Raw genomic sequence first — 26,286 nt, forward strand, 5'->3', positions numbered from 1 at the left:
TTAAATTAAGCGTGATTTTATAGTGTAAAAATAAAAGATAACTTTATCCTTTATTATGACATTTGTCATGTATTTAACTTTTATTTAAGAATTGTTTCTACAAAATAATACCTAAAACAATTAATCCTAAAACTGAAATTAAACTCACTTTCCAAAAAGCATTTGCCTTTTTAAGTTCCATGAATTTGAAAGAAATCAAGAGAAATTTCACTGCTGATAAGCCTATAATTAAAATAATAGTAAGGCGAGAAACAGACATTGAATTCGAAATCAAAGCGGTCGAAGCCGTCAATAGGATCAGTAACCCATACGTGATAAAAAGTGTTTTTTTCATTTTTTAAAAAATTAAGTAGAGAACAGGAAACAAAAGAAGCCAGATTAAATCGCACATGTGCCAGAAAGCGGCGCAAGCCTCGATGTCTTCAACTCCTGTATCCGATTTTTTTTTCATCATTCCGTAGTTGGTCCAGATTAAAATAACCAAACCCATAATTACATGAATAAGATGAAAAGCGGTTAGCAACCAATAAAAAGTAAAAAAAACATTGGTTTCCGGTGTAATACCAGTTTCAATTTTATGGTAATACTCAACGCTTTTTAGTATTAAAAATAACAGTCCACCAAGCATGGTTAATTTAAAATATAAAGAGGACTTTTTTAAGTTATTCTCTTTAAACTCATGAACAGCATTGGCCATAAAAAAACCACTTGTCAACAAAAAAATAGTATTGATTGCTCCCAAAGTACTGTTGAGTTGCAGCCGTGACTGATGAAACAATTCAGGTTGCTCTTTTCCATAATAAACAAATACCACAAGTGCCATCCCGAAGGTAAGAAGTTCCAGAAAAATAATAATCCACATCAAAATACCTCCTGGAGGGTAGTAGATGTTTTTGTAATCAATTTTGTGTGTGTTCATTTTAATCTGTATTTAAATATAATTTAATCCCAGTCCAACAATCGTTTTTCGCCTTCTATTTTCTTGATATCAGTAATATCCTGTGACATTTCGATAACGCCTTTATAGTTTTTATCATCATCCCTTACCGCGAAATAGCGAATGTAAATAAGACGTTCTTTATAATTAATCCAAAATGAGGATTCGTTTTTTGTTCCTTTTCTAAATTCATCCAGAATTTTAAGAACGGTTCCTACACTTTTTGGTGGATGGCAAAACTTGACTTCACGACCAATAATACCGGCACTTCTTGGAAATACGCGTTCTTCTCCCCGATTATAGAAAATCACTTTGTCGTTTTCATCAACATAAGTCAAATCTAACGGCATCGTTTTAAAAAGTAAATTCACCTGCTCCACCGTCATATATCCTTCATCATAATGAGCCGTATTTTCGAGCGAAAAAGACATTTCTCTTTTGGTAAAATCTTCACTTGGGTGAATGTATTCTTGTTTTGGATAAGGAGCAGGAGCTTCTGGCAGCATCCAGCCAATTTCTTCTTCGCCTTTGCGCATTTCAATCCAGTCGGCTTCAGTAAGCAGTTCTAAGGCATTTGGAAACAAAACCGCTTCTTCCATCTGCATCAATCGGTCGATTCCATTCACCAAAAAGGGAGTATTGATACTAATTTTTTCTGGATTATTCATTTTAAGATAGTACTGAATTAAACGGAATTGCTCTCTTAAATTATCATGAAAGGACCACATTCCCTGAGAAGGACCGTTCCATCCTTTTTTTTCTAAAAACGGAAAAAGCTGATTTTCTTTACGGGCAAATCGTTTCTCAATGGTATGAAGCTGATTGAATATATTAGTATATTTCTGCAAATCATCCTCAGGATTTACAGCGGATAATTCTTCTAAAAGTGCCTGAATAATGTCGTTTTCCTGAAAGTAAATCTGAACCGGATGTCCTTCGGGAAGTATTGTGGTATTTGAAATATCGTTCATTATAGTGTTTATTTTTGATGTTTAATTTTTTCATACAATTGCACCAAGGATCGCAATAATTCGACTGGTGTTGTTAGAATTTGATAGTGATTTTGCCCGAACATTTGCGGCAGATAATATTTTGCCTGAGCTTCAATAGCCAATGCATAGGAATTAATATTCCTGTTGTTGAGTTCCCGAAGTGCTTGTTTAACATCATTGACACCGTACTTTCCTTCGTATTTATCATAATCATTGGGTTTTCCGTCAGAAATCAGGATGACCCATTTATTTTTTGTGTTTCTTTTATCAAGTCTTGCACCGGCGTGACGTAAAGCGGCTCCAATTCTTGTATAACCATTTGGTTCCATCGCTCCAATTTTATGTTTAGCGATGTTCCAGTTTTCATCAAAATCCTTTACCGTTAAATAGGTCGAAAAATTGCGGGTTTTGGAGTAAAAACTGTCAATGGAAAAATCGATATTGAACTCGTTTAAGATTTCTCCAAAAAGAATAGAAACTTCTTTCTCCACATCAATCACTCGATTTCCTGCGGCATATCCATCACTGGAAAGACTGATATCCAAAAGGATTAAAATCGATAAATCCTTCTCTTTTTTCCGATTTGAAATGTATATATTTTCCGAAGGTGTCCGTTTCGAATGAACATCAAAATACAAATCCGTAATGGCATCAATATCAAATTCATCTCCTTGTGTCTGTCGTTTTTGCTGTTGCATTCTATTATTGACATTGGTCAGCATTTTACGCAAACCCAATAAGGTTGAAGCATTTTTTGCAATGGTCTTTTTATAGTAATTAGGATCTGTTTTCTGTTGTGATTTCGGATACACTTTACAGAAATTCTCCTTATAAATACGCTTGCTAAAATCCCATTCGTTATACGTAAGATGGAATCCTTTAGCATCAATTTCGGCACTTTCGGAGATGGAAGTATTCTCAATAAAATCAGATTGATAAACGGAATGTGCCGTATCATCTACCCGAACAGTGTATTTCATATTCAACTCTTCCAATGCTTCCTGATGCTCTTCTAATTCGTCCGAACCATCAAAATCGCGCCACGTTCCATTGAATTCTTCGGCAGTTTCCACTTTTTCGAAATTGTGAAGCAGGACATAATCTTCCTGTTGTTTTTTATCGATCTCAACAGTAATCACTTCTTCTACCGCTTTTGTTTTTAAAGTAGTTAAAGCCTGATTTTCATTTGCTTTTTTAGTTTTATCAGAGAAATTTTCGAGAGTGGAATTGCTGTTTTTTTCTATTTCATTTTGCATCCATTTGCCATACAGCCAAGAAAAATCAGGAGCATTTTTTCCATTTTCCTTTTGAATAAAATGCAGTTTTGTTTCGGTATGAAATTTTTTATCGATAGAATATTCTTCAAACAAAATGGCTAAAATAGCTTCTGATGTTTCAAATGCTTTTTGTTGTGAAAGTGCTAATGGCTGGTCTTTTTCTTCCAAAGTCCAATTCAAATTCAATCGCTGTTGTACGCTCAAGTATAAAATTCTAAAAAGATAAAAAGTAAGGTTATCTTTTTTTGTTGACAATTTGGAAAAAGAAATAGGAAGAAAAAAATTATTATTTTTATATCCTCCTTCTCTTTCGGCAGGGAAAATTTCGATTGGTTTACCAGTCAAAGCACGAGCCAAAATAGTCAATCGAGGTTTTATGTCATTAAGTTTTACAGTTCTTGCAATAATTTCGGGATGTATCTTTTTACTTTTTTTTAAGTGTTTGAATAACTTCCCAACTATATATTCGTCTATTTCGAAACCCATCTTTTCTTAGTGTTCAGTGATCAGTTTTTAGTGATCAGTTATATTAGTGAACCATAATTTAATCGTCAGTGCTCAGTAATAGTATTCATTTTTAGTCTTTATTTATATTTTGATTAAAGTAAAAGCAGCTTTCTCATCAATGAAACACTTATTTAATCATCCATGCGACTGAACATTAAAAAACTGAACACTGACCACTTTTTTCTATATCATCAAATCACACAAATCCTTCAATGCTTCCACCGTTTGTAAATCATCGGTTAACGGTTCTACAATCGCCACATGAACCGACAATCGTTTTGGAAGACCCGAATGAATAATTTTGGCGGCATCCACTAAGAGTCGGGTCGAAACGGTTTCTGTCAGACCCAATTCAGTTAGGTTTCTGATTTTGTTTCCAATGGCTACCAGTTTTTTGGCAACATCAGGATCAACATTCGTTTCTTTTACCAAAATTTCAGTTTCAATTTTCGTTTCCGGATATTCAAAAGAAACGGCAATAAATCGCTGACGAGTTGATGGTTTTAGTTCTTTAAAACCTCTTTGATAACCGGGATTAAAAGAAGCAACCAACATAAAATCGTCATGTGCTTTTACGGTTTCGCCTAATTTGTCTATGAATAATTCCCTTCTGTGATCCGTCAGGGAGTGAATGGCTACAATAACATCTGGTCGCGCTTCGGCGATTTCATCCAAATAAATAATCGCTCCTTCTTTTACGGCAGTGGTCAATGGTCCATCCAGCCAAACTGTTTCGGCACCTTTAATGATAAATCGTCCAATTAAATCCGTTGATGACGTTTCTTCGTGACAACTAATCGTGATGATTTTTTTATCCAAATGATGTGCCATGTATTCCACAAAACGGGATTTTCCTGTTCCAGTTGGTCCTTTCAACAGGAAAGGAATTTTGTTTTTATAGGCGTGTTCAAAGACCTCTTTTTCTTTGCCTACCGCGTGATAATATGGGATATTTACTAACATTTTTATTGTTTTAGAAAAAAACCAGAACACGATAACTATTGTTTTTTCGGAAATGCAATTCTAAAAAACGGTGGTTAAAGCATTCTGGAAATTTTATTTTAAGTATTCCGTTACACAAAAAAGGTTTCAGTTCTAAATCACTGTTTTTCCTTTTTTCTCACTTGTTCCTGTTAGATTTTCAATTATATGACCATCGATTTTATATCCATCTACTTTATGCCCTTGATTGTCTGCTTCAAGAGCTTCATCTGTAGGTCTTCCGTATTTAATAAAATCAAAAATAAATAGACCAATTCCTATTGTAAACATGGTAGCACAAATAAGAAGCACTACAAAATGAATACTGATTTCGCTTTGAACAACCATGAAATCCATTTTCATTTTTCGTTCCATATACACTTGAGCAACTCCTGCAACACCAAAGGCTACCGTCATCCCCAAGATTCCAATATTCGATAACCAAAAAGCCATCATACCTTGTGCGCTTTCGTAACGTTTACGCCCCGTTAAATTGGGTAAAGCATAACTAATCATCGCTAGAACAATCATAGCGTAAGCACCCCAGAATGCATAATGAGCGTGCATTGCAGTTACTAAAGTTCCATGCGTATACAAGTTTGTTTGTGGCAATGTATGTGCAAAACCAAGTAATCCAGCACCTACAAAAGAAACGATAGCTGAACCGATTGTCCAGAATAACGCGATTTTATTTGGATGGCTTTTTTCCCCTTTTCTGTACATATTCACAGCAAATAATGCCATCGCTAAGAAAGCTAAAGGTTCTAAGGCAGAGAAAATACCACCAACGATCAACCAAATTTTATTTACTCCAATGTAGTAGTAGTGATGCCCAGTTCCCAAAACTCCAGAAAGAAACGTAAGACCAACAATTACATACAACCATTTTTCGATAACTTCTCTGTCCACTCCAGTCAACTTAATCAATAAGAAAGATAAAATACCTCCCATAATTAATTCCCAAACACCTTCAACCCACAAGTGAACCACCCACCAACGGAAAAAAGAGTCCATTACCTGGCTGTCAAACCAAATCATTCCGGGTATGTAAAGCAGGGCTGCAAAAAACAATCCCATTGTTAGTACCAAAGCCGTGGTAGTTTGTCGTTTTCCTTTATAAAGTGTACCCAAAATTATGAATAAGAACAACAGTACATTTATGACTACCAAATAGTCTAATTCTCTTGGAATTTCAAGAAATTTTCTTCCTTCCCAATGGTTGAAATGAAAACCAATTATAGTAACAACGCCAACAATAGCTAAGGAAATCAGTTGTACATAAGCCCATTTCACGCTTATTAATTCACGTTGCGCTTCTTCGGGAATAATGTAATATGCCGCACCCATAAAACCGGTTAACAACCATACCACCAACAAATTAGTATGCACCGCTCGTGCCACGTTAAAAGGAATAATTTCATGCAATCCTTGAATTCCTATTCGGTCAAAGCCCATGATAAAGCCATAGACAATTTGCAGCGAGAATAAAAGCATGCACAATGCAAAAAACCAGTAGGCTACTTTCTGTGATTTATATTTCATTTTTAAAAATTTTAATTATTTTCTTTAGCTAAAGGGGAAACGATGCGGTCGAAACCATTTAAATCTAATTTTCCAATCCATTCGAAATAGGCAACCATGGCATTGGCATCCGCTTCATTCATTTTATAAGCCACCATTTTTCGCCCGTTTGGTGCCCAAGGAATTGGCGACATCAAAACCGCTTTGATGTACCCTTCGCCGCGTCGCTCCATTACTTTTGTTAACTCGGGAGCATAATAGCCTCCTTCGCCCATAATAGTATGACAGCCCATACAATTGTTGGTCTCCCAAATTTCTTTTCCTCTCACTACTTCTTTTGTAATCTTACTGTAGTTTGTTTGATCATTCCTTGGCATGAACGAATAAATAGTCAGTCCTATAAAGATTAAAAAGGTGACTAATGTTCCTCCTAAAAAAAATGCTCTTGCCTGTGATTTTGAAAGCATAAGTATTTGTTTTTGTTTGTTAATAAATTTACTCTAATTCTAATAAAAGACAAAAGTGTCTTTTATTTGTTTGTTGCAAATTAATGACTTTAAAAAAAGCTAAAACATGATATAAATCATCTTTTTATTATTTTTTAAATTATAACATTAATATTCATTAAAAATGATTTAAAAAAAATACATACTCCTTATAATTAGTGCTTTATAAACAAAATTAATTTAAAAAATTAATTAAGGATAAATTTGTCTTTTATTAAAAATAATGATTATTTTTGTATAAATAAATTTTAATCGAAAACAGATCTTATGGAAACTTTAGAGAAAATAACAATTGGAGAATACGTTGCAAAAGATTTTAGAACAGCAGCAATATTTTCAAAATACGGAATAGATTTCTGTTGCAAAGGCAATAGAACGATCGAGGAAGCTTGCGAAAAAAAAGGCGTTGATACGGATCAATTAATGGACCAGATAAATACGGTTTTGGCAACCAAAAATGACAGTGCCATTGATTTTAAAACATGGCCTTTGGACTTGTTGGCCGATTACATTGAGAAAACGCATCACCGTTATGTAGAAGAAAAAACGCAAATTTTACTTCCTTTTTTAGACAAACTGTGCAAAGTACATGGTGCAAATCATCCTGAATTATTCGAAATCAATGAACTCTTTATTGGTTGTGCGGGCGAATTAGCGCAACACATGAAAAAAGAAGAACTGATGCTGTTTCCTTTTATCAAAAAAATGGCAAAAGCAGCGCTTAACGAGGAACAAATTGTGAAACCACAATTTGGAACTGTTAAAAACCCAATTGCCATGATGATGCAAGAGCATGAAACCGAAGGCGATCGTTTTGTTAAAATAGCAGCATTAACCAATAATTATACGCCACCGGCCGATGGTTGCAGTACGTTTCGTGTGACTTATGCCATGCTAGCTGATTTTGAGCAGGATTTACACAAACACATTCATTTGGAAAACAACATTTTGTTTCCAAGCGCGATGCTTTTAGAAAAAAAATTCTCCGAACAAGAATAAAATACACTCCAATTCTATAATTTAAAATCATCACGTGCTATGGAAAAATATGTTATCAAAAGAAACGGCGAATACAAACCTTTTGAGCCTTTCAAAATAAAAGACGCAATTGAAAAAAGCTTTCAGAGTGTTTCCATAGCATTTGATGAAATTCTTTTCGAAAAAATTATTCAGGATTTACAATCCAAAGAAACCTGGGCCGTTGAGGAAATTCAGGATTTAATCGAAAAAAACCTTTTTGAAAAACAATATTTCGAAGTCATGCGTTCCTTTCTGTTGTTTAGACATACTCGCAAATTGCAACGCGAACATGTGAATGGGTTAAACGAGGACACCACTTATGTTGACAGCAAGCAAACCATCGAAGAATACATTGAACAAACGGATTGGCGCATTAATGCTAATGCCAATACCTCGTACTCTAATGCGGGATTGGTCAACAATGTTGCCGGAAAAATAATTGCCAATTATTGGCTCGACAAGGTATACACAAAAGAAGAGGGTTATGCGCATCGCAATGGCGATATTCATATTCACGATTTAGATTGTTTGACCGGATATTGCGCCGGTTGGAGCCTGCGGGTGCTGCTCAACGATGGTTTTAATGGCGTTCGCGGACGCGTGGAAAGCAAAGCGCCTTCGCATTTCAGAGAAGCTTTGGGACAAATGGCAAATTTCCTTGGGATTTTACAAAGCGAATGGGCCGGAGCGCAAGCCTTCAGTTCGTTTGATACCTATTTGGCGCCTTATGTTTTCAAAGATGATTTGTCTTTTGAGGATGTCTTGAAAGCCGTTCGCAGTTTTGTTTACAATTTGAATGTTCCGGCGCGTTGGGGACAATCGCCTTTCACAAATATTACTTTGGACTGGGTTGTTCCCGATGATTTGAAAACCCAAATTCCAACGAAAAATGATTTTCATTTTTTCGAAAATAATTTTGATTATGATCTCTTATTGCGAGCCAGGGAAAGAGGTGTTACAAAAGTAACCGAATTGCGTTACGAGCATTTTCAAAAGGAAATGAACCTCATCAACAAAGCGTATTACACCGTAATGACCGAAGGCGACGCTAACGGACAGCCGTTCACCTTCCCTATTCCAACAGTAAACATTACCGAAGAATTTGATTGGGATGGCGAAAATACAGATTTGCTTTTTGAAAACACAGCCAAAATCGGTTCATCCTATTTCCAGAACTTCATTGGAAGTCAATATATTTTGGATGAAAATGGCAATAAAACAGAAAACGAAAACGCGTATAAACCCAATGCCGTTCGCAGCATGTGCTGTCGTTTACAACTCGATTTAAGAGAACTGTTAAAACGTGGAAACGGACTTTTTGGAAGTGCGGAAATGACTGGAAGCATTGGTGTCGTGACCATTAATATGGCGCGTTTGGGTTATTTATTCAAAGGAAACAAACAAGAATTATTCAAACAATTAGATCGGTTATTATATATTTCTAAATCTACTTTGGAGAAAAAAAGAGTGTTTATCCAAGAAATGTACGATCGTGGTTTGTATCCGTACACCAAACGGTATTTACAACATTTCAGAAATCATTTTTCGACTATTGGTGTAAACGGAATGAACGAAATGATTGCAAATTTTACCGGAAATCAAGATGCTATTACTTCATCGTCAGGAATCGAATTTGCATCAGAAATCTTGGAACATATTCGGAATCGAATGAAAGAATTCCAAGAAGAAACCGGGAATTTATACAATTTGGAAGCCACTCCGGCTGAAGGTACCACCTACCGATTTGCCAAGGAAGACAAAAAACGTTTTCCAAACATTATACAAGCAGGACAGGGCGACAATATTTATTACACCAACAGTTCCCAGATTCCGGTAGATCACACCGAAGACCCTTTTGAAGCGTTGTTTTTGCAAGATGAATTGCAATGTAAATATACCGGTGGAACGGTTTTACATTTGTATATGAGTGAAAAAATCAGTTCGCCAGAAGCCTGCAAACAATTTGTAAAGAAAGTAATATCTAATTTTAAATTGCCTTACATCACCGTTACGCCAGTGTTTAGTGTGTGTCCGGTTCATGGGTATTTGAATGGCGAGCACGAATATTGCCCAAAATGCGATGACGCTTTACTTGAAGAAAAAAGTTTAAAGTTGAGTAACTCAGGGCAAGCGTTTTAAAATAAATTGATGTTTAAACCACATAGAAACATAGTGTTTATTCCTGTAAAAATAAATTTTGACGGTGATAAGAGTTTACTATAGGAAAAAAAGCATTTGCTTTTTTCTATGTCACCTAAATTTCGACTGTTCGGAACCGATTTAAATCAAAAATTAAATTCTATGTTTCTATGTGGTTCAGATATTTAATGCGTTTGACCTGTTGAGAAACCAACTTGAAATTTATAGCATATGACTTTTTTGACTTTATACAATTTTAACTTTAAACCTTTAAAAATATGAAAACAGAAACCAACCCGATTTTAGAACAAAACCAACATTTGAGAACCAAATGTTTAGTGTACACAAGAGTAATGGGTTATCACAGACCCGTAGAAAGTTTCAATATTGGAAAAAAAGGAGAACACAAACAGCGAACTCATTTTAGTGAAGGAAAATGTTAGTAACCCCATTTTCAGCATAACGCCTTTCACTTTATTAGATTATGCGCATAAATCAGCTTGCATTCTTTGGTTTGCAGGCTGTAATATGCGTTGTTTGTATTGCTACAATCCTGAAATTGTGCTTGGAAAAGGAACAATTTCATTCGAAAAAGCACTCACTTTTCTTCATTTCAGAAAAAATTTGCTGGACGCGGTGGTTTTTAGCGGAGGAGAATGTTTATTGCATAAAAACAGCATTCAACTTATAACCGAAATTAAAAAAATGGGCTTTTTAGTAAAAATTGACACCAATGGATCACGACCTGAAATTTTGCAACAATTACTTGAAAATCAATTGATCGATTATGTGGCGCTGGATTTTAAAGCCATGCCCGCTCATTTTGAAAAAATAACGCAGTCCAATCTTTTTCTGCCTTTTGAAAAATCGTTGCGTTTATTAGTAGAAAGTGGGCTTCCGTTTGAAGTTCGCACCACGGTACATTCAGATTTGACAGATACGAATCACATGCAAGCGATGATACAGTATTTAGAGCAGCAAAACTATCAGGGAAATTATTACATACAGCATTTTGTAAATGGAGCGAATACGTTAGAAAAACTGGGCTATTCTGTTAGGGAATTGGAAAAGGAACATCTTTCTACCGGACGCATTAAAGTACATTTTAGAGGTTGATTCTAAAGTAAAGTTGCTGACAAAAGCGTATCTTTAAAAATAAATAAAATTTTACATGAACCATCATTTTTTGTTAATTATCCATCTTTTAAGTGCTACAGTTTGGGTGGGCGGCCATTTGTTGCTGGTCTTTGGTCATTTGCCACAAGCCCTTAAAGAGAAAGACCCGAGCATTATTTTAAATTACGAAAAAAAGTATGAGCCTGCAGGAATGACAGCATTGGTTTTACTGGTCGTTACCGGAATTTTAATGGCGTACAAATATGGCGTTAGTATCGATTATTGGTTCCAATTTGCCACTCCTGTTGAGAAAGTAATTTCAACAAAATTACTTTTATTGTTTTTGACTGTAGCCTTCGCCTTGAGCGCACAGTTTAGGGTAATTCCCAAACTTAAAAATAATCCAGACAAGTTGCCTGAAATGGCTTTTCACATACTATCCGTTACGACAATTGGTGTATTGATGCTCATTTTTGGCTCTTACATCCGTTTTGGCGGGTTTTAAATTTATACCTTATGATGTCAAATAAACCATTAAAAAGAGCTCCGGAATTACAACCTTTAAGTCACGATCATCACCATGGCTTGCAATTGTGTTGGAAAATACGAACGGGTTTTTCAAAGCAAATTGAACCCGATCGCATCAAAAAATATTCACATTGGTTTTACAAAACACATTTAAAACCGCATTTCGAATTGGAAGAAAAGTACGTCTTTCCTATTTTAAATGCAGAAAATGACCTTGTAAAACGATCGTTGACGGAACATCGTCGTTTGAAACGCTTATTCAAGCAAACTACCAATGTAGAAAAGTCTTTAGTACTCATTGAGGAAGAATTGGAAGCACACATTCGTTTTGAGGAACGCATTTTATTTGTTGAAATTCAAAAAATAGCCACCCAAGACCAATTGGCTAAAATTAAAGAAATTCATACTGAAGAATCTTTTACAGAGAATAACGATGATCCTTTTTGGATTTAAAAAAATAGCCAACCCAAAAAATAAAGGATATTCAAAAGGAATAGCAAGTATTTCTCTAAATTTGTAAAAAAACAACTATGTTTTCTAAAACCTGTGAATACGGAATTCGGGCCACCATTTTTATAGCATCCGAATCCTATCAAAATAATAGAGTTGGGCTTAGAGATATTGCAAAAAAAATAGATTCTCCCGAGGCTTTTACTGCCAAAATTTTACAGATATTATCCAAGGCTAATATCATCCGTTCTATAAAAGGTGTTGGTGGCGGATTTGAAATCCCAAAAGAAACCATGAGCCAAATAAAACTATCCCAAATTGTAACGTCATTAGATGGAGATCGCGTTTTTACCGGTTGCGGTTTAGGATTAAGTCACTGCTCCGAAGATCACCCTTGTCCGGTTCACGATAAATTCAAGTCTATCAAAAATGAATTGGCTTTCATGCTCGAAAACACCAACCTGGAAGAATTAGCAATGGGAATAAAATCAGGGGATACTTTTTTGCGGTATTAACCAAAAGTATTTTTTTTATAAAAATGTTTAGTAAGCTTGGAAGTTTTAGGCTTAATTTAAATCTCAAATTACTTGTAAAACAGAAATAGTATCTACCATTAGTTCTCGAAACTTAAAGAATTGAAAGATGAAAAACAGAAATTTATTCCTTCACTATTTTGGTGTTTTCATATTGATAGTTGGAGTGATTTTTAATGTTTTAATGTTTGTCGGAAATGCATGGCCAACTTACATTTATGTTCTTTTTTGCTTGATTGGAATTTTACAAATCATTATATCAAATGCATCAAAAAAAATAGCAATTACTTGGCAAATATTCTACATAATAATTCCATTTGTTCTAATGTATTTTTACTTTCATTTTATCAATTAACAGTATAAATAATAAAAAGACTTTTTATAGGCACGAATCATAAATCCCGATGTCACGGATTTGAAAGCGCGGATTTGCGATCCGTGTCCGCAAACATCAGCCACAACAACAAATAATTAAAGTTATTATTTTTATACTTTTAAAATAAAAAAGCTCTTTACTGGCAAATCAAAAACCAGCTCCGTAAAAGTTCCCCTCTAAATAGTTTTCTCGTTAAGGCTGCAAATTTCTCTGACTTTGCGCAATTTAATGAACCCACACTATCAAAATTACGCTTATAAACTTTCCGTTTTTTAAAATCAAAACCTAACATTTATCATATTTTCTGATTTTTTTAGCATGTAGCTTTGGTAAAAAAAGTAATCATGCAATTCTGGAAAAAAATCACCCCAACAGAAAGGCAAATTCGCATTCAAAAAGCATTAGGCGAGAATGTGAATTTCTCTCATGATGCCTCTTTGGGGTATCCTGCATCCAAGTTAGATGGAAAAGTATTCAATGAAGAAGCTCAATTTCTAAAAGATGCGCCCATTTTACAAACCTATGTTGCCAATCCCAATCATATTGGCTGCCATACTTTTGGCACTTCTGAAAAAGCTTTTAGAGGAACACAGGAAATAGAACGGGAGGTTTTGAATGTGCTTGCCGTTGATGTTTTTAAAGCTGAACCCAATTCCTTTGACGGTTATATTGCTCCTGGTGGCACCGAAGCGAATATCCAGGCCATTTGGATGTATCGCAACTATTTCATGAACAAACTGAATTCCAGTCTGTCCGAAATTGCTATAATAGCTTCAGAAGATACCCACTATTCCATTCCGAAAGCGGCCAATGTATTGATGCTGGATTGGTTAAAAATTCCTGTTGATTTTGAAAATCGCACTATTGACATATTCGCGCTAGAAAATAGCATTATCAACGCTAAAAAACGAGGGAAAAAATATTTTATCGTAGTTGCTAATATGGGAACGACGATGTTTGGTGCGATTGACAACCCGAATGATTATATTGAAATCCTCGAAAAACACGACTTAAAATACAAATTACATATTGATGCCGCTTATGGTGGTTTTGTATATCCGTTTAGCAATAAAGCATCCGAAATCAACTTTGAAAACCCAAAAATCAGTTCCATAACCATCGATGCGCACAAAATGCTTCAGGCTCCTTATGGAACAGGAGTTTTTATTTGCCGAAAAGGATTAATCGAAAATGTTTTGACAAAAGAAGCTGAATATGTCGAAGGAATGGATTTGACGCTCTGCGGTAGCCGGTCCGGTGCAAATGCCGTAGCGGTCTGGATGATTTTATTTACGTATGGCCCTTTTGGATGGTGTGAAAAAATTCGGATTTTACAAATGAGAACAGAGTGGTTGTGTGAACAGTTGGATGCATTACACGTGAACTATTTCAGAGAACCTTTTATGAATATTGCAACCATTCAAGCCGAATATATTACACCAGAATTGGTGAAAAAATTCGATTTGGTTCCCCAAAAACACGACGGAAATAATCAATGGTACAAAATTGTTATTATGGATCATGTCGAAATAGACCATTTGATGGCTTTTACAACAGACTTAAAAACTGCACTTCAACAGCAAAACGAAATTGTTCTAGTGTAATGAACTATAAAATCTACTTCCTAAATTTGAAGTGGAAATTCATGACAAATGATGTTTTTTTTTTAAAACTTAACTAATGAAAAATCTTAAAGAGCGCATATTGGAATTGAAAAAAGAGAAAAATGCGGTTATTTTAGCCCATTACTATCAAGAAGCCGATATTCAGGATATTGCGGATTATGTGGGTGACAGCTTGGGATTATCACAAGAAGCCATGAAAGTGGATGCCGATATTATCCTTTTTGCCGGCGTACATTTTATGGCCGAAACTGCCAAAATATTAAACCCGACAAAGAAAGTAATTCTGCCCGATTTGAAAGCAGGTTGCTCATTGGCAGAATCGTGTCCACCGGATTTATTTAAAAAATTCATTGATGAACATCCCGATCATATTGTCATCACTTACGTGAATTGTTCTGCCGAAATTAAAGCGTTGAGTGATATTGTATGTACCTCATCAAATGCTTTAAAAATAGTGGAATCCATTCCCAAAGAAACGCCCATTATTTTTGCCCCGGATAAGAATTTAGGAAAATACATCATCAGCAAAACAGGAAGAGACATGCTGCTATGGGACGGTTCCTGTGTGGTACATGAAGCTTTTTCGCTAGATAAATTAATCGAAGTCCATAAACAATATCCTGCTGCGACGATAATTGCACATCCAGAATCGGAAACACATATTCTGCAAACAGCAAGCTATATTGGTTCAACAGCCGGGATGATTAACTATGTAAAAACAAATCCGAACAATCAATTTATTGTGGCTACCGAAGCGGGAATTTTACACAAAATGCAACAGGAAGTCCCGCATAAAATATTGATTCCGGCTCCTTCAAAAGAAGATAATACCTGCGCTTGTAGTGAATGCGGTTATATGAAAATGAATACATTACAAAAAGTATATGATTGCTTGCTTTATGAAAGCCCTGAAATTGATGTCCCTGAAAATATTAGAAAAAAAGCCTTAGTTCCTATTGAACGAATGCTTGAATTATCAAAATAATGATTGCTACAAATTACTTAATCATTGGTTCTGGCGTGGCAGGATTAACTTTTGCTATAAAAATTGCAGAACGATTTCCTGATAGAAAAATCACGATAATTACCAAGTCGAACGAAGATGAATCCAATACAAAATATGCGCAAGGCGGGATTGCCATTGTTACTGACGAAACCGAGGATTCCTATCAAAAACACATTGACGACACCCTCATTTGCGGAGACGGTTTGTGTGATCTTGATGTCGTCAAAATGGTCGTCACCGAAGGCCCGAAACGATTGAAAGAACTCATAACGTGGGGTGCCAAATTTGATAAAACGGCAAAAGGAAGTTTTGATTTAGGCAAAGAAGGCGGCCATTCACGCAACAGAGTGGTACATCATAAAGACCAAACGGGTTATGAAATTGAGCGTGCCATTTTAGAGCAAGTGCATCAAAAAGAAAACATAACCGTTCTGAACCATTATTTTGCACTTGATTTGATAACCCAAAATAATTGTTGTTTTGGCGCTTATGCATTGCATGAAAAAACAAAAGAAGTTATCACATTCCAATCTGATTTTACAGTGCTGGCCACAGGTGGAATAGGCCATCTTTACGGTCATACGACCAATCCGGTTATAGCTACCGGAGATGGTATCGCCATGGCTTTTCGTGCAAATGCTGCCATCAAAGACATGGAGTTTATTCAATTTCATCCTACCGCTTTATATGATGCTTCAGCAGGGTCTAAATTTTTAATTTCGGAAGCAGTTCGCGGTTTTGGAGCGTATTTGCGTACTCAAAAAGGACTTCGGTTTATGCTGAATTATGATGAAAGAGGAGAATTAGCGTCCAGAGATATCGTTTCGCAAAGCATTGATTTGGAACTAAAAAAATCAGGAGATGATTGCGTTTATTTAGATTGTAGCTATCTGGACTTAGACGCTTTTATCAAGCACTTTCCCATGATTTATGAGCGTTGCAAAAGCATTGGGATTGATATAGCAAAAGACTGGATTCCCGTTGTTCCCGCACAGCATTATTTGTGTGGCGGAATTACAGTCGATAAAAACGGGAAAACATCAATAGAAAATTTATTTGCCTGTGGCGAATGTTCCCGAACCGGCTTGCATGGTGCCAATAGATTAGCCTCCAATTCCTTATTGGAAGCGCTCGTATATTCCGACAAAATTTATGCTTATTTGTCCCATGTTTCTATTGAAAATAGTCCATTTAATGGGATCATTTCAAATTGGAAATCCGCTGAAAAACCTGAAATTAATTCGGATTATTTGGCTAAAAGGAAGGCCCAATTACAGCTTTTGATGCGTCAGAATGCAGGAATTGTGCGAAATGAATTGGATTTACCGAAAGCGAAAGAACAGCTTTTACATTGGAAAAATGAAATGGAAGAAATTAGTAAAACCCATCAAATTAGTGTCGCGCTGTACGAATTACTAAACATGATTACAATTGGGGATTTAATTGTGCAGCACTCCATTGAACGGAAGGATAACCGTGGTGGTTTTATGAAAATCAATGCTTTATAAGAAATATAGAAATCATTTTTTCAACTCTAAAAAGCAGAAACATTCTAAAAAATTATTCCAAACTAAGAGCCTTTTTAAATTTTAAATAGGCTAATAAAAATAAAAAAATCGGCTTGAAAATTAGTCAAGCCGATTTTTTATTATGCCAATTTTAATTCTGGAATCTCAAAAGCAATCAGTTCGTTTATATAAATATCGAATTGATTGAAAATCTCATTTTTAGTGCTTTCGAAAAAAGGAGTTGTTGAAAATAAATCTTCATAATATCCGATTCCTAGTAGCAAATTATTTTTGAACGAATTCCATTTCTTAATTTGTCCCACAGTGATTTCTTCCGTAACCGCTGAGATTTCATTTTTCAGATAATCCAAATACATTTTTAACTCTTTCACAAATAGATTTGGTCGATTGGTAACCGTCAACACCGATGCGTTTCCATAAATATGCTGCACCATTTTCGAGAGTGAAACTTCTTTATCAAAATAAGCCATATTGGGTCCAGGGCAAATGATTACACCCTGCGCCTGACCTTTTATTTCAATGTCATTTTCAAGATACGAAGCATTGGCTAAACCCACACAAAGACAGGCTTTCTCCGTAATACTAGTTTTCTTTTTTTCGAAAACTTCAGCAGTTAAAATATCTTTTTCAAGCAGCAATTCATCCAGTTTCAAGTCTTGGTATTTCTTCGAAGACGTACAAATTCCTTTCGCATCATATTCCTTACTTAACGCCAAAAATCGTTTTGGACACGAACTTCCTGCTTTGCTTTCCTCTATTCGTTTCAATTTCAATTTTTCATTTGTCGTTCCACGCAATGTGTTGAAAGGAACTCCCAAAGGCGAAATATGGCTTAAATACAAATCATTTTCTTTGGCTCCCGCCAATAATGATCTCGTGTGTTTATCTACCGATGTGGCTTCAGGTACCAATAAAAACGGTGAACCCCAACCAACAGAATCCACATCATAATGGTCCAATAGAAAATCGTGTTCCTCAGCAGTGCCTACGCCGCCTTGAACCGTGATTTTTAAATCCAAAGGCTTTTCTGGAACATGCATTTCTTTTTGTCCCAACGCTTTCACCATCAACTCATGTGCAGATTGAATCAATTGCTCTTTTTTCTGTTTGAATTCTTCTAGAATCGGTCCTAATAAAAAGCCATCGGTTGCAAAAGCGTGTCCGCCACAATTCAGTCCGGATTCGATTCGATATTCAGAAACCCAAAGTCCTTTTTTAGCTAAAAAATTTCCTTGAATCATCGCCGAACGAAAGTCACTCACTTTCAGCGTAATTTTCTTCTTCAGAGAGTTATTCGAATCAGGGAAGAAAGCCGAAAAACTTTCGAAATAACTGTATAATCTTGGATTCATCCCTGCCGATAAAACTACCGAAGATTCTAATGTACTGTTGACAAACCCACGAAGCGCAGCATGTGCATCATTAAAAATAATTGGCAACTGTTCATCTTTGATAAAATTTTCCTTATCCAATTTGGTCATAATATTGACATCAATTTCGCCCGGATAAAGATTCTTCTCCAGATAATTTTTGATATTTTCTTTGAAAGCAAAACCGTCCTCCAACAAGTTTTGCAAGCCTACTTTAATCTCTGATTTGTTGGGCAGCATAGCGATGTAATTTTCCAAAGCTATTTTACTTTCCGCTAATTCCGTTTTGAAATTATCGAATTTTTCCTTTACGATTTTGTCTACCAGATTCAGATAAGAAGTAATGCGTTCTGCGCGATAATCATGTATTTTTTGGGTAATTTCCTGGTAAGGCAAATCAAATTTTTTGCTGTAAAAAGCATTCATTTTTTCGATAAGTTCATCGTCCATAATTGAAATCACAGACGAAATTCCATACTTCGCAACTCGTACCGGACTATCAATCGTATACGCAAGTCCCATCACCGGGATATGAAATGTATGGAGTGGTTTAAATGTTGTCATGCTAAATGATTTAAATAAATAAACCACAAAAGTCGAGAAAACAAACCGCATAAAAACTGATAAATATCATGCGATACAATACATTCTTGCAATACCTTAGCCATTCTGGATACTATTCAAAATTATTTTAAATTCAATAAATTTTACAGTTTCCTATTATTTTTTTTGTTAATTTTATAAAAGCTTTACTGACACAAAACGAAAATAATCAACACATTATCTGTAAAATAGAACATTCCTAATTTCTCTTTAATTATGCAAATTGACATAGACTTACTTTTTTCCTGGGGTGCTGTTGCTAAAAAATACAAAAAAAACGAAGTCGTTTTCAATGAAGATGAAGTGGCTCATTTTTATTATCAGATTATTGATGGAAGCGTGAGAATGTTTAACTCAAATGACGAAGGAAAAGAGTTTACACAAGGACTTTTTTGTAAAGGAGAGAGTTTTGGTGAACCTCCATTATTTATTGACCAACCGTATCCGTCAAAAGCAGTTTGCATTCAGGATTGTACTATCATGAAGTTATCAAAAGATAAATTTTTAAAAATTCTTGATGAATATCCTTTGATTCAAAAATCATTTCTGATTTTACTTGCCAATAAAATTCACTCAAAATCCAATACTTCAAAAGAGATTATCAACCAGAAACCGGAGTTTCGAATTCTTGCCTTTTTGAACACACACAAAAGAAAATCAGAATGTAAGGGAAGTAGAGTATTAATTCCATACACGCGACAGGAAATTGCAAATTTTACCGGTTTGAGAGTCGAAACGGTGATTCGGGTTTTTTCAAAAATGAATGAGTGCAACAAAGTTGACATTATCAATCACAAAATATTTTATTAAAAAAAAATGAAATTAAACATCCAATTTTGGCTTAAATTTTCCTTGATAAATCTTTGTATAGTTGCCGCTCTTGGCGTTTTAATGCGTTATAAAATTGGTTTTGAATTTCCATATTTCAATCAAAAAAACATATTACATTCCCATTCCCATTTTGCATTTTCAGGATGGATCACCCACACTTTGATGACATTGATGGTGTATTATCTTCAAAACAAAAACGCAGACTTTTATGTAAACAAATACCGAAAAATACTCATAGCCAATCTAATTTGTTCTTACGGGATGCTAATTTTCTTTATTTTTCAGGGATATGGAATGATTTCCATATTTTTCTCAACGGCATCGATTTTGGTTTCCTATATTTTTGGCTATTATTACATCAAAGACTTGAGAAAAATCGATGCTGATTTTGCTGCGATAAACTGGTTTAAGGCCGCCTTATTTTTTAATATTATTTCCTCTTTCGGGACTTTTTACTTGGCGTATATGATGGCCAGTAAAAATGTCATTCAGGATTTGTACTTATCATCTATCTATTATTTTCTCCATTTTCAATATAACGGTTGGTTTTTCTTTGGTTGTATGGGTTTATTTTTTGGCTTTTTAAATCTAAAAAAATCAGAACATTCCTTTTATGAAACTTCCTATAAGCTGTTTGCTGTTTCTTGTATTCCTGCCTATTTTTTGTCCACACTTTGGTTGGATTTACCCGTTTGGCTTTACGCAATCTCTGTCTTTGCAGCAATAATTCAGGTTTTTACATGGTTTAAACTTCTTGTCATTTTAATGCAAACAAAAAAAGAGTATTTAAAAAATTTCGCTCCTTTGTTACGCTATATTTTACTTTTTTCCTGTTTGGCATTAAGCATAAAATTCATTCTGCAATTGGGTTCAACAATACCATCATTGAGCCAGCTTGCTTTTGGTTTCAGGCCAATTGTAATCGCCTATTTACACTTGGTTTTATTGGCGGTAATCACATTGTTCCTGTTGTTTTATATCTATGCCAGCCATTTGATTTTCATTAGTAAAAAGATAAAAATTGGCTTGGTTCTATTTTCCATTGGTGTTCTATTAAACGAGTTGGTTCTCGCCATTCAAGGTCTTGCATCGTTCACTTATACTATTATTCCGTATGTGAATGAAGTTCTTTTCGTTGTCGCCTTACTTTTGCTTTTAGGAATAGGATTTACTACTTATTTTTCCATCAAAAAAGTTAAAAACAATCCGCCTTTATGATTGAACGCATATAATAAACAATTGATAATGAAGTACTTTGCTGTATAAAACCAAAGTAACCTTTATTATGAAAAAATCAATTCAATTAGTAGCTGTAGTTTGTTTCTTTACCATTTTTGGTTGTAAACAATATAGCGAAGCTCCATCTGAAACAACAACAGAAAACACAGCAACCCAAGGTCTTGGACAGTCTGCCGTGGTTGACGAAGCTTCTAATCCAAATATCGTTCAGACAGCTTCCGGAAGCAAAGATCACTCCACACTTGTAACAGCCGTAAAAGCAGCAGGATTAGTGGATGTATTGAGCAATGCCGGACCGTTTACCGTTTTTGCACCAACAAATGCTGCCTTTGATAAACTCCCAAAGGGAACCGTTGAAGGATTATTGAAACCCGAGAAAAAAGATGATTTGAAAAACATATTAGAGTATCATACTTACGTAGGAAATCTAAAAACAGAGTACATGCAAGACGGTCAGGAATATGAACAAGTGAATGCCGGAAAAATAAAAATCACCAAAGTAGGTGATAAAGTATTTGTAAACGGCTCAGAAATAATCGCTTCTATCCCAACATCAAACGGAATTATACATGTAATAAATGATGTTTTACTTCCGAAATAATATTATTAATTCATTTTGCCAGATTGAAAAAAGCGTAAACTTAAGTAGTTTACGCTTTTTTTATGCTTTTCATCCTATGGTTTTGTACATCAATACTGCCGAAATATTCATGGCTCTTTGTTTGATTTCTTCTGCTTTTTCTCCTGTGAATAACTCATCAACAGTTTCATTGAACAAGGCATTCCAATGGTGGAAATGAGCTTCTTTCATTTCGCTTTTTTGATGCAACTCTTTGTGCTTAGTCATCGGATTTCCTGTATAATTTCCTTTTGAAAACATAATATTTTCCCAGAAATCATACATTTTAGGCAAGTGATCTTCCCAATTCACCTTGGCAATGTCCGTAAAAAAATAACCGATTTTAGTATCTGTTTTTATTTTACCATAAAAAGTGTTTATCAGTTTCTCAATGTCGTTTTTGTTCTTAATATCTGTTTTCATTTCTAGATTTTTTAGCCTTTAAACAATAAACACAAACTGTCTTCCAAAGCTTCTACGGAATGCAAAACTGCTACCTGAATTTCTTGTTCGTCATAAAGAAAGAGTTCGTTTTGTTGATTCTCCTCTTTATAAATCACATTTCCTTTTATCACTAATAATTTAGCAGGAACATCCGTTTTATGCTCCTTAAGAATCATTCCTTTTTTGAAAGCAATTACCATTACTTTACTGCAAGAAGTATTTTGAACCACTTGCGCCACTGGATTAGCAGCATTTTCTAGTTTTTGAAGTATCTCTTTAAACATTATAAATCTTTGTTTTTAAATTTAATTAATGAAATGAAAAATGGGATTATAATCCACAAACACAGCAACGAGAAAGAAAGCAGCAATCCCAAAGATGTCCCGAAAAAATCTTTGAAAATTGCTCCGGTATATCCCATCATCGCCGAAACATCCAGATGCAACAAGATTTGAATTCTCGCTAAATCTATTGGACTGAACGCAGTAACAACAATCATTGCTTTTTCAATTGGATAATCCGAAAATTGAAACAACAAATACAAAATTATACCATCAAAAAGCAGTGCAAAATACAACCAGCCCATGATGGCAATCCCTATTCCTTTTGCTTTGTCTCTGGTCAGTATCGAACTTAAAAATGCCAAAGCCACGAAGACCAACGTAATCATACAACCTATAACGAGCATCATAATACCTACGCTATCCGGCGCATTGATTAATAGCGGAATTCCGGCACCAATAAAAAAGGCTAAAACCATTGCTAACGAAAGTCCGAGAAACAGACTCAACCAAATTTTCTTGCGTTTAATGGGCTGGCTTAATAAAAGCTCAATAAACTCCGTACTGTTGTACAAATAAATTGTGGCAAAAAGAATGGAAACCAACGGAACCGTGAATAAAATTATATTCAAAATCGTAAGCAATCCTTTAGCAGAATTATCTTCAAGCCCAAATGAACTCCATGAAAGAATAGCTAAAATAAGGGTATACGCAAGTATAATATTGTTCTTCAGAATGTCTAGAAAAATAATTTTAATGATTCTGTTCATTGCTTTTGTTTTTTAAGATTTTAGCAATTGCTTTCGATATTCTTTGTTCGTTTGTTGATTCCAATAATTCCGCGATAGTTTGATGAAAATGTACTGTTCCGTCTTGCATGTAAATAATTTGCGTAATCAAATCATCCAATTCGCTCAAAAGATGGGAAGTAATCAAGATTAGTTTTCCCTTTTCTTTTTCTTTTATAATTTTTTCTTTCAATATTTCGGAAGCCAATGGATCTAATCCTGCTGTAGGTTCATCTAAAATCAACACCTCAGGATTAAACAAAAAAGCCAATGTAGCACTTACTTTTTGCGTTGTTCCACCTGAAAGCGTCCGCATTTGTTTGTTAACTATTTTTTCGAGTTCAAATGCATGGACTAAATCCTCATCTAAAACCTGATCCGAATTTCGAATTTTCTTTATCATTTCGATGATTTGCCCTACTGTCATATAATCCGGATAACGACCTATTTGCGGCATGTATCCTATTTGTTCCCGATATTTAAATTCCTTTAAAATTGATTTTTCATTGAATAAAATATCGCCTTTAGAAGGAATAACCATTCCCAAAATACTTTTTATCAAAGTCGTTTTTCCACAACCATTCGGACCAATTAAAGCAATGCATTCTCCTTTAGTAAAGGAAAGATTAATGTTGTTTAAAACCTCTAATTTTCCGAATTTTTTATATATATTTTTTATTTCAATCATAATGGTAATGAATGCATTAGAGGTGAATTGTCTATAAAATTATCTGGAGTTATGCTGGGCAAAACTTTTTCGGATTTATCCAAAAGTGTGATCATGAAACTCCGAAACAACAACATCGCCGAGGGATTATTTTCGACTAAAACCGCAAATAAACTCAACGGATGATACGGCACATCGCCGACACCATTTTTGTCTAAATCATATCCTTCGTACTTATCCCAATAATTGGTATCAAACTTGTTTAAAACTAAACTTCCGTTAGTTCCCATATCAAAAGTATTCCCAATAAAATTATTATGTACGATTTCATTGTCTACACAACTGGCCTGAATTTTCATCGCCCAACCGTTGGCTTCAAATACGTTTTTTTCAACCCGAATCCGATTGGTTCCTTCCATGTGAATTCCAGAAGTGTTTTTAGAAAATTTATTTCCAATGATGTGGCTGTCCGTGATCTCTTTAAGGAATAAGCCATAAGCGCCATCGCCCCAATTTTCTTCGAAATAGTTATTGAACATCTTGACATTTTTGGTAAACATTACCGCAACGCCGGCGCCGTTATTCTTGAAAATGTTGGTAATATACGCGTCGTCATTAGAGAACATAAAATGCAAGCCATAACGAATATTGTTAGTTGAAATATTCCTCCAGATAACGGAATTGGTAACAAATTCAAAATAAATCCCATCCCGATGACCAGAAATGGTGTTAGCGATAATTTGGAGATTCTCACTTTTCCAACAATGAATTCCGTTACCTATTTGCTGTTCTTCTTTGCCATAAGCTACAATTGTATTATTTTTTATCAGGCAGTTTTTACCATTTTGGATGTAAATTCCAAAAAAATTATCATCTAAAATATTGTTCTGTATAACAACATGATTTTTATTGTACACTTTAATTGCGCAGGGATCTTCGAGTGAGGCATACCCTGATTTTATCACTTTGAAACCTTGCACAACCACACTATCTGCTTTAATGGAAAGTACTTCATACTTTTTTTGTCCATCTAAAACCGGATACTCTTTACCCAGAAAAACGATTCTTTTGTCAATAACAATATTGCCTTCGCGATACACACCTTTATGCACTAAAACGGTGTCACCTATTTTAGCCAGATTAATGGCTTTTTTTATTGATCTTATCGGTTTGTTAGCCCCAACTTCAATCACATGAGCATGAAGGAATGAAGAAAAAAACAGAAATAGGTAGAGAATTTTTTTCATTTTTTTTAAAATTAAACCATCAGAATTTAATTAAGAGAACACATTATTCTTAATTCCTTACTGATTTAAAAAACGACTGTTTTATTTTGTAATTACAGCTTCCCAAGTAACTGGTTTTGCTTTTAATTTTATTCCAAATCCCTTTGCTTCATTTTCAGAAGAAAAAGCAATAACGCCGCCTCTCATCGGGCTTTGAATCGTTCCTCCGGAAAGGAAGAAAGCAGTTTCGGCAGGAATTAAAACATTATCTTGGGTATAATCATTCACATAATGAGCGGTCATTTTTGTGTTGGCATTTTCTTTCCCATAATGCATCATACACATGATATCGTCAAATTTGAAAACTCTTCCTTTTTCAGTAATCACTTCGGCCGCATATTTACCATCGGCGATAGTCATTTTACAAAAATCGCACGAATCAACGTTCAATTTAATGGGAACCACTTCCGTTTTGGCGCAGGAAAAAAAAGAAAAAGATAAAAAGACAAACAAAGCTGCCGTTGTATTTGATTTTTTAAATTTATTCAATAGATTAGTTTCTTTGATAACTAATAAAAACAATAAAAATCCTGAAGCGAGTAACATCCATCCACCAATATCCGGAATAGAATACGCTCCAAAATTCAGGAGTTGTTTGTATCCTATTAATGGCGGCTGATACGACATCCCCGGTACTCTAATTGCCGCATTCGGATCCAGATTATGCCCGTATTCATAATTCCATCGGTAAAAATCGACTCCTGCTAATATTCCAAAAAGAATAAATGAAATGAACAAGACATAGAGTCCTTTTTTCTTTGCAATTATCGCAACTGCCAAAGCACAAAATGCAAAAAAACCAATGATGTAAGGCAATACAGTAAACTCTATAAAATCTTCTTTATGCAGGGTTTTCATGCCAATATAATGGTTCAATCCATTAATAATCTCGACATCTCCACCAATTTTATTAGCATGCAACTGCAATACTAAACCTTCGGGATATTGAGGAGCTGACAATTCAATTCTCCACATTGGAACAAAAACAGATGACACTAATAGCACCATCACCAACAAAAGCATCACCTTTGAAAGCGTTGAAATTTTTGGATTATTCATGATTTTTTTATTAAAAAAGGGAACAAACTAAATAATTTGTTCCCTCTTGAATTTGA

Annotated in this window: 27 protein-coding genes; 13 read left to right on the forward strand and 14 right to left on the reverse strand. The window is 34.9% G+C overall.

Annotation, left to right across the window (positions count from 1 at the left end; genetic code table 11):
* Nucleotides 1-97 precede the first annotated feature (97 nt).
* From ACP7AT_RS09415 to ACP7AT_RS09445, 7 genes are all read right to left on the reverse strand, one after another.
* Nucleotides 98-334 carry a cytochrome C oxidase subunit IV family protein gene (locus ACP7AT_RS09415; RefSeq protein WP_426064074.1) on the reverse strand — a complete coding sequence of 79 codons (237 nt, stop codon included), beginning with the start codon at nt 332-334 and terminating at the stop codon, nt 98-100.
* A gap of 3 nt (nt 335-337) precedes the next feature.
* Entirely contained in the window at nt 338-919 is a 582-nt protein-coding gene (locus ACP7AT_RS09420) for a cytochrome c oxidase subunit 3 (RefSeq protein ID WP_426064075.1), read from the reverse strand.
* Nucleotides 920-942: 23 nt separating this feature from the next.
* Complete coding sequence (locus tag ACP7AT_RS09425) at nt 943-1,908, reverse strand: DUF438 domain-containing protein (RefSeq protein WP_426064076.1); 966 nt, start codon at nt 1,906-1,908, stop codon at nt 943-945.
* 8 nt (nt 1,909-1,916) lie between these two features.
* Complete coding sequence (locus ACP7AT_RS09430) at nt 1,917-3,692, reverse strand: nitric oxide reductase activation protein NorD (protein ID WP_426064077.1); 1,776 nt, start codon at nt 3,690-3,692, stop codon at nt 1,917-1,919.
* Nucleotides 3,693-3,896: 204 nt separating this feature from the next.
* Entirely contained in the window at nt 3,897-4,676 is a 780-nt protein-coding gene (locus ACP7AT_RS09435) for a CbbQ/NirQ/NorQ/GpvN family protein (RefSeq protein ID WP_426064078.1), read from the reverse strand.
* A 132-nt stretch (nt 4,677-4,808) separates the two neighbouring features.
* Nucleotides 4,809-6,236, reverse strand: coding sequence for a cbb3-type cytochrome c oxidase subunit I (locus ACP7AT_RS09440; protein WP_426064079.1), 1,428 nt, complete (start codon nt 6,234-6,236; stop codon nt 4,809-4,811).
* Between the two features lie 11 nt (nt 6,237-6,247).
* Nucleotides 6,248-6,682, reverse strand: a complete 435-nt coding sequence (locus ACP7AT_RS09445; protein ID WP_426064080.1) for a c-type cytochrome — start codon at nt 6,680-6,682, stop codon at nt 6,248-6,250.
* Nucleotides 6,683-6,988: 306 nt separating this feature from the next.
* Here ACP7AT_RS09445 and ric point away from each other — a divergent pair, with 306 nt between their 5' ends.
* The 10 genes from ric to nadB all read left to right on the forward strand — a co-directional run bounded on the left by ric (nt 6,989) and on the right by nadB (nt 17,022).
* Entirely contained in the window at nt 6,989-7,720 is a 732-nt protein-coding gene (gene ric / locus ACP7AT_RS09450; protein WP_426064081.1) for an iron-sulfur cluster repair di-iron protein, read from the forward strand.
* A 39-nt stretch (nt 7,721-7,759) separates the two neighbouring features.
* Nucleotides 7,760-9,880: a ribonucleoside triphosphate reductase gene (locus ACP7AT_RS09455; protein ID WP_426064082.1), complete on the forward strand. Its 2,121-nt coding sequence runs from the start codon at nt 7,760-7,762 to the stop codon at nt 9,878-9,880.
* A gap of 278 nt (nt 9,881-10,158) precedes the next feature.
* A complete protein-coding gene (nrdD, locus tag ACP7AT_RS09460) occupies nt 10,159-10,323 on the forward strand; it encodes an anaerobic ribonucleoside-triphosphate reductase (RefSeq protein WP_131477748.1) in 165 nt (54 codons plus the stop codon).
* Nucleotides 10,307-10,996 (forward strand): anaerobic ribonucleoside-triphosphate reductase activating protein, encoded by a 690-nt coding sequence (locus ACP7AT_RS09465; protein WP_426064083.1) that lies wholly within the window; start codon nt 10,307-10,309, stop codon nt 10,994-10,996. The genes nrdD and ACP7AT_RS09465 overlap by 17 nt, the downstream gene beginning before the upstream one ends.
* Before the next feature lie 55 nt (nt 10,997-11,051).
* Entirely contained in the window at nt 11,052-11,501 is a 450-nt protein-coding gene (locus ACP7AT_RS09470; protein ID WP_426064084.1) for a CopD family protein, read from the forward strand.
* A gap of 11 nt (nt 11,502-11,512) precedes the next feature.
* Entirely contained in the window at nt 11,513-11,977 is a 465-nt protein-coding gene (locus ACP7AT_RS09475; protein ID WP_426064085.1) for a hemerythrin domain-containing protein, read from the forward strand.
* Nucleotides 11,978-12,054: 77 nt separating this feature from the next.
* Nucleotides 12,055-12,489, forward strand: a complete 435-nt coding sequence (locus ACP7AT_RS09480; RefSeq protein ID WP_426064086.1) for an RrF2 family transcriptional regulator — start codon at nt 12,055-12,057, stop codon at nt 12,487-12,489.
* A gap of 738 nt (nt 12,490-13,227) precedes the next feature.
* Complete coding sequence (locus tag ACP7AT_RS09485) at nt 13,228-14,487, forward strand: pyridoxal phosphate-dependent decarboxylase family protein (RefSeq protein ID WP_426064087.1); 1,260 nt, start codon at nt 13,228-13,230, stop codon at nt 14,485-14,487.
* A gap of 76 nt (nt 14,488-14,563) precedes the next feature.
* On the forward strand, nt 14,564-15,493 hold the full coding sequence (gene nadA / locus ACP7AT_RS09490) for a quinolinate synthase NadA (RefSeq protein ID WP_426064088.1): 930 nt from the start codon (nt 14,564-14,566) through the stop codon (nt 15,491-15,493).
* Complete coding sequence (gene nadB, locus ACP7AT_RS09495; protein WP_426064089.1) at nt 15,493-17,022, forward strand: L-aspartate oxidase; 1,530 nt, start codon at nt 15,493-15,495, stop codon at nt 17,020-17,022. The genes nadA and nadB overlap by 1 nt, the downstream gene beginning before the upstream one ends.
* A 140-nt stretch (nt 17,023-17,162) precedes the next feature.
* Here the strand turns inward: nadB and ACP7AT_RS09500 are convergent, their stop codons facing one another.
* Nucleotides 17,163-18,977, reverse strand: coding sequence for a hypothetical protein (locus ACP7AT_RS09500; RefSeq protein ID WP_426064090.1), 1,815 nt, complete (start codon nt 18,975-18,977; stop codon nt 17,163-17,165).
* A 255-nt stretch (nt 18,978-19,232) separates the two neighbouring features.
* Here ACP7AT_RS09500 and ACP7AT_RS09505 point away from each other — a divergent pair, with 255 nt between their 5' ends.
* The 3 genes from ACP7AT_RS09505 (at nt 19,233) to ACP7AT_RS09515 (ending at nt 21,687) form a co-directional block, all read left to right on the forward strand.
* Complete coding sequence (locus tag ACP7AT_RS09505) at nt 19,233-19,826, forward strand: Crp/Fnr family transcriptional regulator (RefSeq protein WP_426064091.1); 594 nt, start codon at nt 19,233-19,235, stop codon at nt 19,824-19,826.
* A gap of 6 nt (nt 19,827-19,832) precedes the next feature.
* Complete coding sequence (locus tag ACP7AT_RS09510) at nt 19,833-21,065, forward strand: hypothetical protein (protein ID WP_426064092.1); 1,233 nt, start codon at nt 19,833-19,835, stop codon at nt 21,063-21,065.
* A 67-nt stretch (nt 21,066-21,132) separates the two neighbouring features.
* The gene (locus ACP7AT_RS09515; protein ID WP_426064093.1) at nt 21,133-21,687 is read left to right on the forward strand and encodes a fasciclin domain-containing protein; all 555 of its coding nucleotides are present in this window, start codon (nt 21,133-21,135) and stop codon (nt 21,685-21,687) included.
* A gap of 69 nt (nt 21,688-21,756) precedes the next feature.
* Here ACP7AT_RS09515 and ACP7AT_RS09520 read toward each other — a convergent pair whose 3' ends face one another.
* The 6 genes from ACP7AT_RS09520 to ACP7AT_RS09545 form a co-directional block, all read right to left on the reverse strand.
* Nucleotides 21,757-22,128, reverse strand: coding sequence for a group III truncated hemoglobin (locus tag ACP7AT_RS09520; protein WP_426064094.1), 372 nt, complete (start codon nt 22,126-22,128; stop codon nt 21,757-21,759).
* Nucleotides 22,129-22,139: 11 nt separating this feature from the next.
* Nucleotides 22,140-22,433, reverse strand: a complete 294-nt coding sequence (locus ACP7AT_RS09525; protein WP_426064095.1) for a hypothetical protein — start codon at nt 22,431-22,433, stop codon at nt 22,140-22,142.
* Nucleotides 22,433-23,200 (reverse strand): ABC transporter permease subunit, encoded by a 768-nt coding sequence (locus ACP7AT_RS09530; protein ID WP_426064096.1) that lies wholly within the window; start codon nt 23,198-23,200, stop codon nt 22,433-22,435. Before ACP7AT_RS09530 ends, ACP7AT_RS09525 begins: the two co-directional genes overlap by 1 nt.
* Nucleotides 23,184-23,906 (reverse strand): ABC transporter ATP-binding protein, encoded by a 723-nt coding sequence (locus tag ACP7AT_RS09535; RefSeq protein ID WP_426064097.1) that lies wholly within the window; start codon nt 23,904-23,906, stop codon nt 23,184-23,186. The genes ACP7AT_RS09530 and ACP7AT_RS09535 overlap by 17 nt, the downstream gene beginning before the upstream one ends.
* A complete protein-coding gene (locus tag ACP7AT_RS09540; protein ID WP_426064098.1) occupies nt 23,903-25,132 on the reverse strand; it encodes a nitrous oxide reductase family maturation protein NosD in 1,230 nt (409 codons plus the stop codon). Before ACP7AT_RS09540 ends, ACP7AT_RS09535 begins: the two co-directional genes overlap by 4 nt.
* Before the next feature lie 81 nt (nt 25,133-25,213).
* On the reverse strand, nt 25,214-26,230 hold the full coding sequence (locus ACP7AT_RS09545) for a nitrous oxide reductase accessory protein NosL (RefSeq protein WP_426064099.1): 1,017 nt from the start codon (nt 26,228-26,230) through the stop codon (nt 25,214-25,216).
* Nucleotides 26,231-26,286: the final 56 nt, after the last annotated feature.

This window comes from Flavobacterium sp. DSP2-3-1, from assembly GCF_049896865.1.
Taxonomy (GTDB): Bacteria; Bacteroidota; Bacteroidia; order Flavobacteriales; family Flavobacteriaceae; genus Flavobacterium.

Excerpts from the sequence above, each read along its gene's own strand:
- ACP7AT_RS09530 (WP_426064096.1), bottom strand. The coding sequence starts at position 23,200 with ATGAACAGAATCATTAAAATTATTTTTCTAGACATTCTGAAGAACAAT.
- nadA (WP_426064088.1), top strand. The coding sequence starts at position 14,564 with ATGAAAAATCTTAAAGAGCGCATATTGGAATTGAAAAAAGAGAAAAAT.
- ACP7AT_RS09535 (WP_426064097.1), bottom strand. The coding sequence starts at position 23,906 with ATGATTGAAATAAAAAATATATATAAAAAATTCGGAAAATTAGAGGTT.
- ACP7AT_RS09440 (WP_426064079.1), bottom strand. The coding sequence starts at position 6,236 with ATGAAATATAAATCACAGAAAGTAGCCTACTGGTTTTTTGCATTGTGC.
- ACP7AT_RS09525 (WP_426064095.1), bottom strand. The coding sequence starts at position 22,433 with ATGTTTAAAGAGATACTTCAAAAACTAGAAAATGCTGCTAATCCAGTG.
- ACP7AT_RS09505 (WP_426064091.1), top strand. The coding sequence starts at position 19,233 with ATGCAAATTGACATAGACTTACTTTTTTCCTGGGGTGCTGTTGCTAAA.
- ACP7AT_RS09500 (WP_426064090.1), bottom strand. The coding sequence starts at position 18,977 with ATGACAACATTTAAACCACTCCATACATTTCATATCCCGGTGATGGGA.
- ACP7AT_RS09510 (WP_426064092.1), top strand. The coding sequence starts at position 19,833 with ATGAAATTAAACATCCAATTTTGGCTTAAATTTTCCTTGATAAATCTT.
- ACP7AT_RS09430 (WP_426064077.1), bottom strand. The coding sequence starts at position 3,692 with ATGGGTTTCGAAATAGACGAATATATAGTTGGGAAGTTATTCAAACAC.
- ACP7AT_RS09485 (WP_426064087.1), top strand. The coding sequence starts at position 13,228 with ATGCAATTCTGGAAAAAAATCACCCCAACAGAAAGGCAAATTCGCATT.
- ACP7AT_RS09425 (WP_426064076.1), bottom strand. The coding sequence starts at position 1,908 with ATGAACGATATTTCAAATACCACAATACTTCCCGAAGGACATCCGGTT.
- ACP7AT_RS09455 (WP_426064082.1), top strand. The coding sequence starts at position 7,760 with ATGGAAAAATATGTTATCAAAAGAAACGGCGAATACAAACCTTTTGAG.
- ACP7AT_RS09520 (WP_426064094.1), bottom strand. The coding sequence starts at position 22,128 with ATGAAAACAGATATTAAGAACAAAAACGACATTGAGAAACTGATAAAC.
- ACP7AT_RS09475 (WP_426064085.1), top strand. The coding sequence starts at position 11,513 with ATGATGTCAAATAAACCATTAAAAAGAGCTCCGGAATTACAACCTTTA.
- ACP7AT_RS09515 (WP_426064093.1), top strand. The coding sequence starts at position 21,133 with ATGAAAAAATCAATTCAATTAGTAGCTGTAGTTTGTTTCTTTACCATT.
- nadB (WP_426064089.1), top strand. The coding sequence starts at position 15,493 with ATGATTGCTACAAATTACTTAATCATTGGTTCTGGCGTGGCAGGATTA.
- ACP7AT_RS09435 (WP_426064078.1), bottom strand. The coding sequence starts at position 4,676 with ATGTTAGTAAATATCCCATATTATCACGCGGTAGGCAAAGAAAAAGAG.
- ACP7AT_RS09545 (WP_426064099.1), bottom strand. The coding sequence starts at position 26,230 with ATGAATAATCCAAAAATTTCAACGCTTTCAAAGGTGATGCTTTTGTTG.
- ACP7AT_RS09470 (WP_426064084.1), top strand. The coding sequence starts at position 11,052 with ATGAACCATCATTTTTTGTTAATTATCCATCTTTTAAGTGCTACAGTT.
- ric (WP_426064081.1), top strand. The coding sequence starts at position 6,989 with ATGGAAACTTTAGAGAAAATAACAATTGGAGAATACGTTGCAAAAGAT.
- ACP7AT_RS09445 (WP_426064080.1), bottom strand. The coding sequence starts at position 6,682 with ATGCTTTCAAAATCACAGGCAAGAGCATTTTTTTTAGGAGGAACATTA.
- ACP7AT_RS09420 (WP_426064075.1), bottom strand. The coding sequence starts at position 919 with ATGAACACACACAAAATTGATTACAAAAACATCTACTACCCTCCAGGA.
- nrdD (WP_131477748.1), top strand. The coding sequence starts at position 10,159 with ATGAAAACAGAAACCAACCCGATTTTAGAACAAAACCAACATTTGAGA.
- ACP7AT_RS09540 (WP_426064098.1), bottom strand. The coding sequence starts at position 25,132 with ATGAAAAAAATTCTCTACCTATTTCTGTTTTTTTCTTCATTCCTTCAT.
- ACP7AT_RS09415 (WP_426064074.1), bottom strand. The coding sequence starts at position 334 with ATGAAAAAAACACTTTTTATCACGTATGGGTTACTGATCCTATTGACG.
- ACP7AT_RS09480 (WP_426064086.1), top strand. The coding sequence starts at position 12,055 with ATGTTTTCTAAAACCTGTGAATACGGAATTCGGGCCACCATTTTTATA.